This window comes from Streptomyces sp. NPDC090106 (assembly GCF_044747265.1).
Classification (GTDB): Bacteria; Actinomycetota; Actinomycetes; order Streptomycetales; family Streptomycetaceae; genus Streptomyces.
Map to the genome: position 1 here is coordinate 365,745 of NZ_JBIVDS010000007.1, position 13,808 is coordinate 379,552.

Consider the following 13,808-nt stretch of genomic DNA (forward strand, 5'->3'; position numbering starts at 1 on the left):
AAACGTTCTCCCGCCCCGTCCTGGGGAACCCTCTTAGGCCAACGGGACGATCCCGGTCACGGGCGTGGTCAGGGCCGCGGCCGGCGGCTCGGGCGGTTCCGGTACAGGAGCGCCCCGAAGGCGACGGCCACCGCCAGGATCGTGACCGGGACGAGGTGCAGGCGCCGGTACAGCGGTGCGGGCGAGGCGTCCACGGCGATGACCGCGGTGTCGTTGCCCGGGGTGCGGTCGTAGGGGTTGTCGGTGCGGATGCTGCCCTGCGCGCCGGTGACCTGACGGTCGATGCGCAGATGGAAGACGATCGTGGTCGTGCCGTCCTGGTGCCGGTCGTCGAAGAACGCATCGGTGCCGATCCGGCAGTCGAACGCGCCGCCGGGCTTCCGCGGCCGTGCGCAGCCCCAGTCGCTCTCGTCCCCCTCGAAGACGTACGGGATGGAGGTGACCGTGGTGCCCTCGGGCGGGACCACCCGGAAACCGCCCATCGCCTCGCTGGAGGCCATCTGCCCGGTGCTGAGGACACGGACCCCCAGGCGCACGCGCACGGTGTCCCCGACCCGCCCCCGCACGGTCGCGGTGACCGGGGTGTAGTCGGCCTGCGCGGTCGTCTCGACATCGACGCGTCCGGTGTCGCCCGCGAGCCCCCGCGCCGCCGTGCCGGTCAGCCGCTCCAGTGCCAGCGGTGCGTCCGTCCCGCGCTCGGGCAGGTCCTCGGGGCGCTGCGGCTCGGACGACCAGCTGTAGTCGAGGGAACCCGCCAACTGCCCGGCGGCGGGCGTGTAGGTGAGCGGGGACGCGGTGGCGTACGCGGTGCCCGGCGCGGCCTTCGTCGCGAACCGGCACCAGGCCGAGGCGGAGTCGGAGGCGAACCAGCAGTTGCCGGGGCGGGACGTCAGCCGCAGACCGTCCCGCGCGTCGACGCGCAGCGCGACGCCCCGGTCCGCGGGGAAGCGGGAGCGGTTGGCGAACCTGGCCGTCAGACGCCGCGGGGCACCCGGCGCCGCTCCCGTCACCTTCTCGGTCTCGTCGGGCGCGTGCAGCGTCGGGCGGCCCACCGTCATCCGGGTGGTGCCGGTGACGGACGGGGCGTTGTCGGCGGTGGCGGTGTAGGTCACGGTCCCGCTGTCGCCGGGCGCGACGCCGTCCACGCCGTGCAGGGTGAAGGCCGGGGTGGCCTCCCCGTCGCCGTTCTGGAGATCCCCGTACCGGCACGTGTACACGGGCCCGTCGCCGGTGCAGTTGCCGCCGGTGCCCGCGCTCGCCGTGGCGACCCCCTTCAGCCCTGAAGTGTCCACCACCACACGGACGTTCCGGGCCGGACCCCCGCCACCGCGCACCACGGAGACGGGGAGGACGAAGTCGCCGTTCACGGCCCGCGCGCCCTCGTCCGCCCGGTACATCACGAACACCGGCGGGACGCCGAACCTCAACTCCACCTGATCGGCGGCCGACGCGGGCGCGTGCGACACGGCGAGCAGGGCGGCGAGGGCCGCCGCCGCAACGAGCGGACGTCTGGGGAGCCGTATCCATCGGAGCATGCGGGCACTATGCCAGGAGCCCTCCCCGGCACCGGACATGACGCCGCGTCAGAGCAGGTCGAAGCGGTGCCGGGGTGCGGACCAGTCGGCCGCCGCCGTCACCGCGCGCTCCACGTCCTCCTCCAGAAGCAGTCGGCGGGCCACCGGCTCCCGGGCGGCGGACCCGATCCGGGCCTGCCGGTCCGCCGCGTCCGCGTACCGCTCGCGCACGCTCGGCCGCCGGTCACCGGTGTACCCCCGCTCGTCCTCCGTCGCGGCGAACGGGAACGTGGAGCCGCCGAACTCGTGCAGGGCACGGTGTTCCACCCGGTGTACGTGCCGGGCGGCACCGCGACCATCGGGGCGCGCACCCCCGCCACGGCCGCACCCGTGCACCTCCGGTCGCACGCTCACCGCACCGTCTCCGCCGCCGCGACCGGACGCCAGCCCAGCTCGGGTGCGATCAGGTGCCGTACGTCGTGCAGGATCTGCTCGTACTCCTCCCGGTGGAACTCGTACGGCAGTTCCAGCCGCAGCTCCGACACCTCGGCGAGGACGGGATCGGCGGTCAGCCGCTCCAGGATCTGCTCGGCGGTGCCCACCACGTCCGGCGCGAACAGCACCCGCCTCGGGCCCTGCGGCGCCAGGGTCCGCTCGTGACGGCTCGCCGCGTAGGCGCGGTACCGGGCCCGGCCCGCCGCGTCGGCGCCGTCCAGCGGCACGATCACCCGGCCCAGCGCCACCCGCGCCGAGGCGTCGGAGGGCAGCTCGCGGCGGTACGCGCGCAGCAGGCCGAGCTGGGCGGTGGTGAAGTCGTCGGTGTCCTCGCCGGTGACGATGTTCCCGGACAGCAGACTCAGCCCCCGCCCGGCGGCCCAGCGGACCGACCGCAGGCTCCCGCCGCCGTACCAGACGCGCCGCGCCAGTCCGGGGTCGTGCGGCTGGAGCCGGGGCCGCTGCACGTTGCCGGGGGAGTGGACGACCGTGTCCGGGCCGCCCAGGTAGTCACCGCGCAGGTGGTCGAGGACCCGGGCGATCCGGCCGTACGACAGGTCGTACGTCCGCCAGTCGCCGTCGTGCACGAGGTCGCCGAGCAGGTCCGCGTGGGGCATGCCGGTGCTGAAGCCGACCTGGAGCCGCCCCCGGGACAGCACGTCCGCCAGCGCCAGGTCCTCGGCGAGGCGGAAGGGGTTCTCGTAACCGATGGGGATGACCGCCGTGCCCAGTTCGACGCGCCGGGTGCGCTGACCGGCGGCGGCGAGGAACACGGCCGCCGAGCCCACCCCGTGTTCGAGGTGGCGCTGCCGGATCCACGCCCCGTCGAAGCCCAGCTCCTCGGCGTGCTCGAAGAGCTGGAGCGTCTCCTCCAGGCCGGTGTACGGGTCGTCGTCGGCGAAGTTGCCCGGCGTGAGCAGGGCCAGCGAGGTGATGCGGGGAGTGCTCAACGGGGCCTCAGCTCGTCGTGGTCCGGGTGGCGCGGTCGCCGGGGATCGCCGCGAGCAGCTCGCGCGTGTACGGGTGGCGGGGGTCGGTGAACAGTTCCTGCGGCGGTCCCGTCTCCACGATCCGCCCCGACCGCATCACGGCGACCTCGTGCGCGATCTGCCGCACGACGGCCAGGTCGTGGGAGATGAACAGATAGGCCACCCCTGTGTCCGCCTGCAACTCGGCCAGCAGTTGCAGGACTTGGGCCTGCACGGACACGTCGAGCGCGGAGACCGGCTCGTCGCACACCACCAGGTCGGGGGAGAGGGCGAGCGCGCGGGCGATCGCCACCCGCTGCCGCTGCCCGCCCGACAGCTCCGCCGGCCGCCGTTCCAGGGTGGCGGCGGGCAGCGCGACCCGCTCCAGCAGCTCCCGGGCCCGCGCGAGCCGGGAGGCGCGGTCGCCGACCTTGAAGGCGCGCAGCGGCTCGGTGACGACCTCGGCGACGGTGAAACGCGGGTCGAGCGAGGCGTAGGGGTTCTGGTAGACGAGCTGGGCGCGGCGGCGCAGCTCCCTGGCCCGGGAGCCCCGCGCGGTGGTGACGTCGACGCCGTCGAACAGGACCTGGCCGGCGGACGGGTCCGCGAGCCGGAGCGCGAGGCGCGCGGTGGTCGACTTCCCCGAGCCCGACTCGCCGACCAGGGCGAGGGTCCGGCCCCGGTGCAGGGTGAAGCCGACGTCGTCGACCGCGCGCAGCGTCCGCGGCCCGCCCCCGGTGCGGGGCAGCCTGAACTCCTTGACGAGGTGCCGCACTTCGACCAGCGGGGTCTCCGTGGCGGCCGGTGCGGACACCGGGACGCGGGCCGGAGCCGTGGCCAGACTCGGGGCGCTGGCCAACAGGCGCCGCGTGTATGGGTGTTGAGGGTCGGCGAGGACGTCACGGGTCGGGCCGGCCTCCACGACCCGGCCCCGTTCCATCACGACCAGGCGCTGGGAGCGGTCGGCGGCCACCCCGAGATCGTGCGTGACGAGCAGCACCGCGGTGCCCGACTCCTCGGTGAGGTGCTGGAGATGGTCCAGGATGACCCGCTGCACGGTGACATCGAGCGCGCTCGTCGGCTCGTCGGCGATGATCAGATCCGGCCGCGCGGCGATCGCGACGGCGATCAGCACCCGCTGCCGCATACCGCCGGACAGCTCGTGCGGATACTGCCGGGCGCGCAGGGCCGCGTCGGGCAGCCCGGCCCGGTCCAGGATCGCCACCGCCTCCGCGGGAGCGGCCCGCCGGGTCGCCAGACCGTGCACCCGCAGCACCTCGGCGACCTGCTCGCCGATCCGCTTGACCGGGTTGAGGGACACCGTCGGATCCTGCGGGACCAGCCCGATCCGCGCCCCGCGCACGGTCCGCAGCTCCGCCTCCGACAGCGTCGCGAGGTCACGCCGCCCGAACCGGACGGTGCCCCCGTCGAGGACGCCGTTGCCCGGCAGCAGCCGGAGGATCGCGTGCGCGGTCGTGCTCTTCCCGGAGCCCGACTCGCCGACCACGGCCGTCACCTGCCCCGGCCACACGTCCAGATCGACACCCCGCACGGCGGGCACGGTCCCGCCACGGGTCCGGTACGACACGGACAGGCCGCGTATCTCCAACAGGGGTGTGCTCACGGGCCCTTCGCTCTCACCGGGTCGAAGTGTGTCGGTCCTGGAACCCTCTTGACGCGCGTCGGTCATCGCTGCCCCGCCCATTCGCCGTCCAGCGCCCGCGCGATGCGGTTGGTGGCCAGGACGGTCGCGGCGATCGCCAGACCGGGCAGCGCGGTCAGCCACCAGGCGTTGGCGAGGTAGTTGCGGCCGTCGGAGATCAGCGTGCCCCACTCCGGGGCCGGTGGCGGCGCCCCGTAGCCGAGGAAGCTCAGCGCGGACACGGCGAGGATCGAGGCGCCGAAGTCCAGCGTGGCCAGCACGATCACCGGCCCCGCCGCGTTGGGCAGCACATGCCGGCCCAGCACCGAGTACCAGCGGGCACCGCAGGAACGTGACGCCTCGACGAACACCGCCTGCCGTACCCGCAGCACCTCGGCGCGCGCCACCCGGGCGAACGAGGCGACGCTCGCGACACCGACCGCGACGGCCACCTTCACCGTCCCGTAGCCGAGCGCGGTGACCAGCGCCAGCGACAGGAACAGCGCCGGGATGGCCAGCAGCACGTCCACGAACCGCATCAGCACGTCGTCCACCCACCGGCCCACGAACCCGGCGACCACGCCGAGCAGGCCACCGACCACGAACGCGACCAGGACGGCGATCAGCGTGGCCTTGAGGGACAGCTGGGCGCCGTGCACCACCCGGGCGAACACGTCGCGCCCCAGTTCGTCCGTCCCGAACCAGTGGGCGCCGCTCGGGCCCCGGAAGTTCTCCGCGGGCACCCCCTTGAGCGGGTCCCGCGAGGTGAACAGTCCGGGCCGGAACGAGGCCAGCACCACCAGCACGACGACGATCCCCGACAGCAGCAGACCGGGCCGGCGCAGCAGGAACCGCCCTGTCCTGCGCAGGCCGGTGCGCCGCCCCCGGCCGGGCTGCTTTCCGGTGCCGTCCGCCGGTTCCGGGAGGCCAGGGCGGGCCTCGACCGGGTCTCCATGAGGCCCCTCGTGAGGCCCCTCCTGAGGCTCTTTGAGCGGACCGCCGATGTCGACAAGGCTCTGGTTCCGGCTCATGCGAAGCTCGCCCTTCTGTCCGAGGCGACCACGATCCGCGGATCGAGGAGCGGATAGACCAGATCGACCAGCAGGTTCGTCGTCACGAAGATCAGCGCCCCGAACACCACCACCCCCTGGACCAGGGGAATGTCCTGGGTGGTGACGGCCGCCGCGGTGACCCGGCCCAGCCCGTCCCGCGAGAACACCGTCTCGACGACCACCGAACCGGCCACCAGCTGCCCCACCAGCAGGCCGACGACCGTCAGCGCGGGCAGCGAGGCGTTGCGCAGCGCGTGGCGCAGATGGACCCGCCAGCGCCCCGCGCCCTTGGCCCGCGCCGTCTCCACGTACGCCTGGTCCAGCGCCGTCAGCAGACTCTTGGCCAGCACCTGGGCGACCAGCGCCCCCGTCGGGACCGCGAGCGTCAGGGCGGGCAGCACCAGGCCCCGGAAGCCGTCGTTGCCGAAGGCCGGGAACCAGTTCAGCCGGAACGAGAACATGTCGACGAGGAGCAGCCCCACCCAGAACGTCGGCACCGACACCCCGAGCGGCGGCAGCGACAGCAGGAACTGCCGCAGCCAGCGCCGGGAGGTGAAGGTCGCCGCCACCGCGAGACCTCCGCCGAGGACCACCGCGAGCAACAGCGCCGCACCGGTGAGCTGGAGGGTCTGCGGCAGCGCGTCCGCCAGGGTCGAGGTGACCGGGCGGCCGGTGGAGATCGCGTCGCCGAAGTCGCCGTGCACCGCCCGCCCCAGATAGTCCGCGTACTGGACCAGCACCGGTTGGTCGAAGCCGTACTCATGGCGCAGCGCCGCGAGCCGTGCCGGGTCGACCTCACCCGAGTCCATGCCCGCGCTCGCCATCGCCGTGACGGGGTCGCCCGGCAGATAGTCCAGCACGAGGAACGAGACCGTGTAGGCCGCCCACAGCACCCCGACCGCCTGCGCGAGACGCTTGATCACATAGCGGCGCACGGTCTAGCCGATCCACGTGTCGTGCAACTGGAGCCGGCTGGAGGCGTCGAAGTCCAGGTCGTGCACCTTCTTAGACACACCGATCTGGGTCTGGAGCTCCACCACGGGCGCGTAGTAGGCGTTCCGCACGATCAGCTGCTGCGCCCGGGCGACCAGTTCCGCGCGCTCGGCCGGGTCCGTGGTCGCCGCCTGCGCGGTCAGCGCCGTGTCCAGCTCCCCTTCCGGGACGCGGTAGTTGTTGGCGAGCTTCGTGGAGAAGGAGCTGCGCAGGATGTCCGGGTCGGCCCGGGTGATGTTGCCCCAGGCCGCGTCGTAGTCGCCCGCCTGGAGGATCGGGGCGAACTGGGTGATCTGGAGCTGCTTGAGGGTCACCTGGACGCCGACCGCCTTCAGCTGCTGCTGGAGCAGTTCCAGCGCGGGCTGGTTGGTGGCCGAGTTGGGGACCCAGTCGACGGTCAGGGCGAGCCTCTTGCCGCCCTTCGTGCGGATGCCGTCGTCGCCGGTCTTCCAACCCGCCTCGTCCAGCAGGGACTTCGCCTTGTCCGCGTCGAAGGACAGGTCGGAGGCGAGGCTGGTGTAGTCGGGTGTGGTGTGCGCCAGGACGCTGGTCGCCGCGCGGGTCCCGGTCGGGAAGACGGTGCCGGCGATCTCCTCGCGGTCGATGGCGGCCAGGATCGCCTGGCGTACCCTGGCGTCCTTGAGGGCGGGGCGCGCGTTGTTGAGGCCGAGTCCGAACACCACGCCGGGGTTGGCGCGCCGCTGGAGGCTGACCTGTCCGCCCTTGAGGGCCGTCTCGTCGGCCTTGCCGACGCTGCCGATCGCGTCCACCTGGCCGGACCGGAGGCTGCCGGCGCGCACGCCCGCCTCGGGCACGACCTTGAAGACCAGCTGGTCCAGATAGGCCTCGCCCTGCTTGTCCCAGCGGGAGGAGCCCCACGCGTAACCGGTGCGCTTGGCCAGGGTGATCGACTGGTTCTGCACGTACCGCTTCAGTACGAACGGCCCGGACCCGACGATGCCCTCGCTGCACCGCTGCTGCGGTGTCCGCCGCACGCTCGCCGACGACTCGATGCCCAGCGAGTGCGTCGAAGTGGCCTGGAGGAACTGGGCGTTGGGTTCCGCGAAGGTCACCTTGACGGTCAGCGGGTCGACCACCGTGGTGTTCTTGACACCGCTCAGATAGCCCTGGGCGAGGGTCGCGAGGGCGCCGAGCTCAGGCACGGCGTCGAAGTTGTCCTTGACGACCTGCGCGGTCAGCTTCGACCCGTCGCTGAAGGTGACGCCGGAGCGCAGATGGAAGGTGAAGGTGGTCGTGTCGGCGCTGATGTCCCAGCTCTTCGCGAGCCACGGCACGATCTTCCCCGTCTCCGGGTCCTGGTCGGTGAGGGAGTCCACGGTCTGGCGCACCGAGTAGATGGTGTCGTTGCTCGCGACCTGCTGCGGGTCGACGCACCCGGCGTCCGAGCCCACCGCGAACGTCAGGGTGCCACCGGACCGGGGCTCGCCGCCACCGGAGCCGGAGCCGTCGGTGCCCGAACCGCAGGCGGTCAACAGCACACCGGTGGTGAACAGGGCGGTGGCCGCCGCCCATCGGGGGGATCTGAAAGCCGGAAGAGCTGTCACGGAGGATTCTCCTACTCGGGTCACCGGACAGGGCGGTGCCGCTCGGGGCACGGCCGTGCGGGGGTGTGCGGCCCCGGCCGGTGCGTGACCGGCGCCGGGGAGCGCTGTGCAGACAGGGGGCCGGGGGAAGGCGCAGGCAGCCGTGGGCCGGAGGGCGGGCGAAGGAGCCCGAGGATCACGGCGAGGACGAGGGCGGCCGTCGTTCAGCGAGAGGGCGACGGCGAAGGCAGCCGTGGACGGCTGCGACGACCACCGGGGCGTGCCGGATCACGACCGGCGACGGGGGTGTCAGGCCTGACAGAGACAGCTGGTCGAGCGCTTGAGATCGATGTGGCGCCGGCGGGCGAGCCGGGAGAACACCGTGGCGGGGGCGAACGAGGCGCGCGGGTCGCCGCTGTGGCGCATACCGGTCCTCCTTGTCTCCGCCCCCGTCGAGGGGGGGCCACGCGCTTGCGGGGATCACCACGATCCGCGCCGGGCCTTCACCTGGAGCACCCCACCGCGCGGGAGGGTTGCCGGTCAGCGAGCCAGGGCTTGACGCTGACACTCGATGCCGTCAGTGATCGTACGAAGCGGTCTCACATCACGTCAACGACGGTTCCGCGGCGTGAGACGCGCCGGATCACGAACCGCCGCGCTCGCGGGGGATCTTCAGGCCCGCCTCGATCGCCACCGGGAGCCGGTTCTCGGCCGGAGGCAGCGGGCAGGTCGCCAAGTCGGTGTAGGCGCACGGCAGATTGGCGGCCCGGTTGAAGTCGACGACGAGGGTGCCGTCGCCGCCGGGCGCCTCCAGGGCCAGTGCCCGGTTCGCGGCGTACGTGGTGACGCCGGAGGTCGCGTCCGTGAACAGCACCAGCAGCCGCCCCTCCCCGTGCCCGGGGAACGCGGTCAGTGACAACCGCCGCCCGTCCAGGTCGAACTCGATCCGGCCCGGCGCGTCATACACATGCTCAAGGCCCTCCACGGCGGCGCCCACGGTGGTCGGCCTCGGGGTCTCGAACGGGACGTACCGGCCCGGCACCGCCCAGCGCGGGTCCGGCGCGTAGGCGGGCGTCCCCGTGAAGTCCGTGCGCAGCGGCGCGTCCGGGTGCCGGGGCCGCACGATGTCGTTGCCGCCGCGCTTGGCGACCTCGATCACCGCGTCGCCCCACACCGCGTCGACGCCGCCCCGCTCGGGCAGCACTCCGAAGCGGTGTTCGCCGCGCACCGGCCGCCCCTCGACGACCAGTTCCTCGCCCTCGCCGAGCGCGACGACGACCCCGTCGGGGCCGGTGTGCCAGGCGCCCGGCGCGTCGGGGAACCGCTGCGGGCGCTCGTCGAGCCAGTGCAGCCCGGTGATCGCGAGGAACCCGTGCGGAGCGGAGAGCCGCGCCTCCTGCGCGCGGTACCACTCCAGCCAGCTCTCGGTGAAGGCGTGCAGATCGGTCGTGCCGGCCTTGGTCGTGGTGGCCTCGGTCGTCATGAATCCTCCTCGGACGGAACGGTGGACGGCGGTCAGCCCGCGCGGCGCCGGTCGGCCGCGGTCCGGTCGGCCGCGGCCCGGTGGGTCAGGGGTGCCCGCAGCCCCAGGTGCTCGCGCAGCGTCGTACCGGCGTACTCCGTGGGGTACACCCCGCGTTCCTGGAGCTCGGGGACGAGCAGGTCGACGATGTCGTCGAGCCCGTCGGGGATCAGGTACGGCGTGACGTTGAAGCCGTCCACGGCGCCGTGCCGGACGAAGCGGGCGAACTTGTCGGCGAGGCCCGACGGGGTGCCGACGTGGCCGCGCTGCGGGCCGAGCGCGATGACGGTCTCGCGCAGCGACCAGCCGTTCGCCTCCGCCCTGGCCCGCCACTCGGCGACGACCGTGCGCGGGTCGGCGACCCGCCGCGCGCCGAAGGAACCGTCGTTCTCGGCGACGACCGGGTCCTCCTCAGGCAGCGGACCGTCGGCGTCACGGCCGGACAGATCGATGCCCCACAGCAGCGTCGCGATGCCCAACGCCGTCGCGGGGGTGACCTGTTGGAGGCGGATCCAGCGCTTCTTCTCCTCGGCCTCCTCCTCGGTGGCCCCGATGATGATCTCGGTGCCCGGCAGGATGCGCAGATCGTCGTCCGGCCGTCCGACGGCACGCAGCCGGGTGCGGATGTCGTCGGCGAAGGCCAGCGCGTCGTCGAAGTCGCTGCCGTGCGCGGAGAAGATGACATCGGCGTTGCGGGCCGCGAAGTCGCGCCCCTCCCCGGAGTCACCTGCCTGGAAGACCACCGGGTGCCCCTGGGCGCTGCGCGGCAGGGTCGGCGCGAGATCGACGTCGAACTGCGGTCCCCGGTGACGCACTTGGCGGACCGCGCCGGGCGCCGACCAGGCGGGCGCGCCCGCCGAACCGGCGACGGCCCCGTCCGCCCAGCCGTCCCACAGCGCGCGGGCCACGGTGAGGAACTCCTCGGCGCGCCGGTAGCGGTCGGCGTGGTCCAGATAGCCGCCGCGCCGGAAGTTGGCACCGGTCCACGCGTTGTCGGTGGTCACCACGTTCCAGCCCGCGCGGCCCTCGGAGAGCAGGTCGAGCCCGGAGAGCCTGCGGGCCAGGTCGGCGGGCTCGTTGAAGGTCGAGTTGGACGTCGAGACGAGACCGATCCGGCGGGTGACCGCCGCCAGCGCCGCGAGCTGGGTGATCGCGTCCGGGCGGCCCGCCACGTCGAGATCGTGGATCCTGCCGTCGACCTCGCGCAGCCGCAGCCCCTCACCGAGGAAGAACGCGTCGAACAGGCCCCGTTCGGCGGTCTGGGCCACCTTGCGGAAGGACGCCGGGTCGATCTGCGAACCGCTGTCGGGAGCCGACCAGATGGTCCAGTGGTTGACGCCCTGGAAGAACACCCCGAAGTGCAGCCGGGCGTGCGGCCGGGGGACGTCGAGGGGATCGGTGCGGGTCATCGGGCGTCCTCCTCGGCGGCCACGGCCGCGGTTGCGAAGCGGTTGGCGGGGCGTTCGAGACCCAACGCCGAGCGCAGCGACGCACCGGGCAGCGGGCGGACCAGCAGCCGCCGCTCGGACAGCGCCGGAAGGACGAGCCGGGACAGCACCCCCAGATCCTCGTCCAGGACCAGCGGACGCAGCCGTACGCCGTCCACGTGGCGGCTCAACTCGGCCAGCAGGCGCACGAGTCGCTCCGCCGAGCCGATGTGCCGGAGCCTGCCCCGGTCCGTCCACGGGGTATGCCGCTCCAGGTCGGCGACCCGTTCCGCGGCGGTCGCCTCCGGCGTGTCCAGCGCGACCTCGACCTCGGCGAAGACGCGCGGCGTGCCCGCTCCGGAGGCGGCCGAGGCGACCGCGGCCAGGTCACGTCCCGCGACGAGGGCGACGTCCAGCCGCGCCGCGGGCACCCGGTCCGGCGCCCCCAGGACGACGAGCTGGCCCTGCGGCGGGCGCGGGACTATCGCCGGGCCCTTCACGGCGTAGGTCTCCCCGGTGAAGTCGATGTAGTGCAACCGCTCACGGTCCAGATAGCGGCTCGTGGCCACGGACCTGATGACGGCGTCGTCCTCCCACGAGTCCCACAGCGCCCGCGCCACCTCCACCCCCTCCCGTGACTCCCGCGCCCGCCCCTCGGCGTCCGCGACGAGAGGCCGCCCCCAGGCACGGGCCGCCCCGGGACGCTCCTCCTCCCCGACGACCCACCCGGCACGACCGCCGGAGACGTGGTCCAGGGACGCCAACTGGCTGGAGACATGGAACGGTTCGGCGTAGGTGACGGGGACGACGGGGGCGATCCCGATCGTGCTGGTTGACGCGGCGACGAACGCCGCCCGCTCCACCGCGCCGATCCGGCCGACGGGGTCGGGCGACGCGTCGGGCGGCAGCGCGCCGTCGTCGAGCGTCACCAGGGTGAACCCGGCGTTCTCCGCGACGGCCGCGACCGAGGCCACGCGGCGCGGGGTGAGCAGTTGGTCGGGGGAGTGGGCGGCGCGGCGCCAGGCCGCGGGATGGGCGCCGTCGCCGTCGAGTTCGACGGCGAGAGCCAGGGCAGGGCCGGACAAGGGGGATCCTTCCGAGGAACACGCGGAGACGCGGCGCGAAGCGCACGGCACGCCGGGGCGCGCGGCGCACGGGGCCACGACGAGACGGCCGGCGGGACGCGCCGGCGGGGATCAGACGTGTACGGAAGGACAGACCGCGGAGGAGGTGCGGCAGTAGTCGACATGCCGCCGGGTGATCAGCCGCGCACCCGTGCACGCACCACACGGTGCCGCGCCAGGTACGTCCATCGAGGGCCTCCACCCGTCAGGGATTCGCGAGTTCAACGTACGTCGTCGGCCCCCGAGAGTGTCAAGGGCATATCGATGTATCCCGCATCTGCCGGAGCCTTCCGGCATTCCGTCCCCGTGCCCCGCCCGGCGGGGCCGTGCGAGGATCGGCGGATGGTGTGGCGGAGGACATACGGGCGGACACCGGCCGGGCTCGCGGTGGCGGGTGGCGCGGTGCTGGCCCTCACGGTCGCCTGCGGCGCGGGCGGCACCGCCGAGGGGGCGCCCGGGAACAGCGGTCCGGGGAGCGGCGCTTCGGCGGATCGCGAGACCCGGTACCGGCAGGTCCTCGACGACCCGCACCCCGCCCCCGCCGACGTCGTCCGGGCGGCCGGGGCGCCGAGCGGCGTGGCCCGCGCGGGCGACGGCTCACTCCTGCTGACGTACGACGTCAGGAACGTCGAGGACGACGAGGGTCCCGCCGCCTTCGCCTGGCGGATCGTCGGCGCGGACGGCCGGACCGTCGCCCAGCACGCGGAGCACACCGACGCCGAGGCGGCACGCGTCACCTTCACCGGAGTGCCCGGCGGCTTCCTGCGGGTGCCGTCGGGAGAGAGCGTCGACAGGGTGTACGGCCTCGACGTACGCGGCCACCGCTACACCGTCGGCGTCTCGGACACGCCCCTGCGCACCCGCGCGGGCGACGTCCTGCTCACCGCCCCGGAACCGGCGCTCGTCCACCGCTCCGCCACCCGCACCGCGGCGCCGCCCGCCGGACTGCCGGACGACGCCGTACGCCTCGCCCTCGACGAGCGGGGCACGGTGTGGAGCCTGGAGCAGCCGCTGACCGACGCGCCGCAACGCGTCGTACGGCAGCGCGCGGGACGCACCCTCGGGTCCGTCGCCGTCCCGGAGCCGTACACCGGCGGTGCGCTGGCCGCCGGAGGCGACAGCGCGGCGCTCGCCCTCGTCCGGGGCGACGACACGCACCAGCGGGTGCGCGGACTGCTGGTCACGACGGACGGCGGCGGGACGTGGCGGACGCTCCTGGACGGCGGCGTGCCCTGGAAGGACCTGAAGAGCGGCCCCGAGGCGCTGGTCCTGCGCACCTTGGCGGACGGCCGGCTGCTCGTCGGCGAGGAAGGCGGCCCCTACTGGATCACCGGCGACCGCGCCGCCCTCGCCTTCCACCGCGTCACGACACCGGCCGCCTTCACCTCGCTGACCGTCGACGGCACCACCCTCTACGGCGTCGCGGACGCGCCGGCACCGTCGTACGACCTGGTCGAGGGCGAGGGGCTGTGGATCTCCGAGGACGGGGGCGGCACCTGGCGGCGGTCGCGGCAGGGCGGCTGACCG

At 73.9% G+C, this 13,808-nt stretch carries 11 protein-coding genes and 1 riboswitch; of the genes, 1 reads left to right on the forward strand and 10 read right to left on the reverse strand.

Annotated features, from left to right (window positions below; genetic code table 11):
* Positions 1-68: 68 nt before the first annotated feature.
* The 10 genes from ACIPSE_RS24265 to ACIPSE_RS24310 form a co-directional block, all read right to left on the reverse strand.
* Positions 69-1,535, reverse strand: a complete 1,467-nt coding sequence (locus ACIPSE_RS24265) for a hypothetical protein (protein ID WP_401665615.1) — start codon at positions 1,533-1,535, stop codon at positions 69-71.
* A gap of 48 nt (positions 1,536-1,583) precedes the next feature.
* The gene (locus ACIPSE_RS24270; RefSeq protein WP_401665618.1) at positions 1,584-1,841 is read right to left on the reverse strand and encodes a hypothetical protein; all 258 of its coding nucleotides are present in this window, start codon (positions 1,839-1,841) and stop codon (positions 1,584-1,586) included.
* 83 nt (positions 1,842-1,924) lie between these two features.
* Positions 1,925-2,959, reverse strand: a complete 1,035-nt coding sequence (locus ACIPSE_RS24275; RefSeq protein ID WP_401665621.1) for an LLM class flavin-dependent oxidoreductase — start codon at positions 2,957-2,959, stop codon at positions 1,925-1,927.
* A gap of 7 nt (positions 2,960-2,966) precedes the next feature.
* Positions 2,967-4,667: an ABC transporter ATP-binding protein gene (locus ACIPSE_RS24280; RefSeq protein ID WP_401665624.1), complete on the reverse strand. Its 1,701-nt coding sequence runs from the start codon at positions 4,665-4,667 to the stop codon at positions 2,967-2,969.
* Positions 4,664-5,650: an ABC transporter permease gene (locus ACIPSE_RS24285; RefSeq protein ID WP_401665627.1), complete on the reverse strand. Its 987-nt coding sequence runs from the start codon at positions 5,648-5,650 to the stop codon at positions 4,664-4,666. The genes ACIPSE_RS24280 and ACIPSE_RS24285 overlap by 4 nt, the downstream gene beginning before the upstream one ends.
* On the reverse strand, positions 5,647-6,606 hold the full coding sequence (locus ACIPSE_RS24290; RefSeq protein WP_401665631.1) for an ABC transporter permease: 960 nt from the start codon (positions 6,604-6,606) through the stop codon (positions 5,647-5,649). Before ACIPSE_RS24290 ends, ACIPSE_RS24285 begins: the two co-directional genes overlap by 4 nt.
* Positions 6,607-6,609: 3 nt before the next feature.
* Positions 6,610-8,229, reverse strand: coding sequence for an ABC transporter substrate-binding protein (locus ACIPSE_RS24295; protein ID WP_401665634.1), 1,620 nt, complete (start codon positions 8,227-8,229; stop codon positions 6,610-6,612).
* Positions 8,230-8,670: 441 nt separating this feature from the next.
* Positions 8,671-8,784, reverse strand: a riboswitch (SAM riboswitch).
* 67 nt (positions 8,785-8,851) lie between these two features.
* On the reverse strand, positions 8,852-9,691 hold the full coding sequence (locus tag ACIPSE_RS24300) for a DUF1684 domain-containing protein (protein ID WP_401665637.1): 840 nt from the start codon (positions 9,689-9,691) through the stop codon (positions 8,852-8,854).
* Between the two features lie 32 nt (positions 9,692-9,723).
* Entirely contained in the window at positions 9,724-11,139 is a 1,416-nt protein-coding gene (locus tag ACIPSE_RS24305) for an NtaA/DmoA family FMN-dependent monooxygenase (RefSeq protein ID WP_401665640.1), read from the reverse strand.
* Positions 11,136-12,242 carry an LLM class flavin-dependent oxidoreductase gene (locus tag ACIPSE_RS24310; protein WP_401665643.1) on the reverse strand — a complete coding sequence of 369 codons (1,107 nt, stop codon included), beginning with the start codon at positions 12,240-12,242 and terminating at the stop codon, positions 11,136-11,138. Before ACIPSE_RS24310 ends, ACIPSE_RS24305 begins: the two co-directional genes overlap by 4 nt.
* Positions 12,243-12,623: 381 nt before the next feature.
* Here ACIPSE_RS24310 and ACIPSE_RS24315 point away from each other — a divergent pair, with 381 nt between their 5' ends.
* Positions 12,624-13,805 (forward strand): hypothetical protein, encoded by a 1,182-nt coding sequence (locus ACIPSE_RS24315; protein ID WP_401665646.1) that lies wholly within the window; start codon positions 12,624-12,626, stop codon positions 13,803-13,805.
* The last annotated feature ends 3 nt before the right edge of the window (positions 13,806-13,808 follow it).

Excerpts from the sequence above, each read along its gene's own strand:
- ACIPSE_RS24315 (WP_401665646.1), top strand. The coding sequence starts at position 12,624 with ATGGTGTGGCGGAGGACATACGGGCGGACACCGGCCGGGCTCGCGGTG.
- ACIPSE_RS24305 (WP_401665640.1), bottom strand. The coding sequence starts at position 11,139 with ATGACCCGCACCGATCCCCTCGACGTCCCCCGGCCGCACGCCCGGCTG.
- ACIPSE_RS24285 (WP_401665627.1), bottom strand. The coding sequence starts at position 5,650 with ATGAGCCGGAACCAGAGCCTTGTCGACATCGGCGGTCCGCTCAAAGAG.
- ACIPSE_RS24265 (WP_401665615.1), bottom strand. The coding sequence starts at position 1,535 with ATGCTCCGATGGATACGGCTCCCCAGACGTCCGCTCGTTGCGGCGGCG.
- ACIPSE_RS24300 (WP_401665637.1), bottom strand. The coding sequence starts at position 9,691 with ATGACGACCGAGGCCACCACGACCAAGGCCGGCACGACCGATCTGCAC.
- ACIPSE_RS24280 (WP_401665624.1), bottom strand. The coding sequence starts at position 4,667 with ATGACCGACGCGCGTCAAGAGGGTTCCAGGACCGACACACTTCGACCC.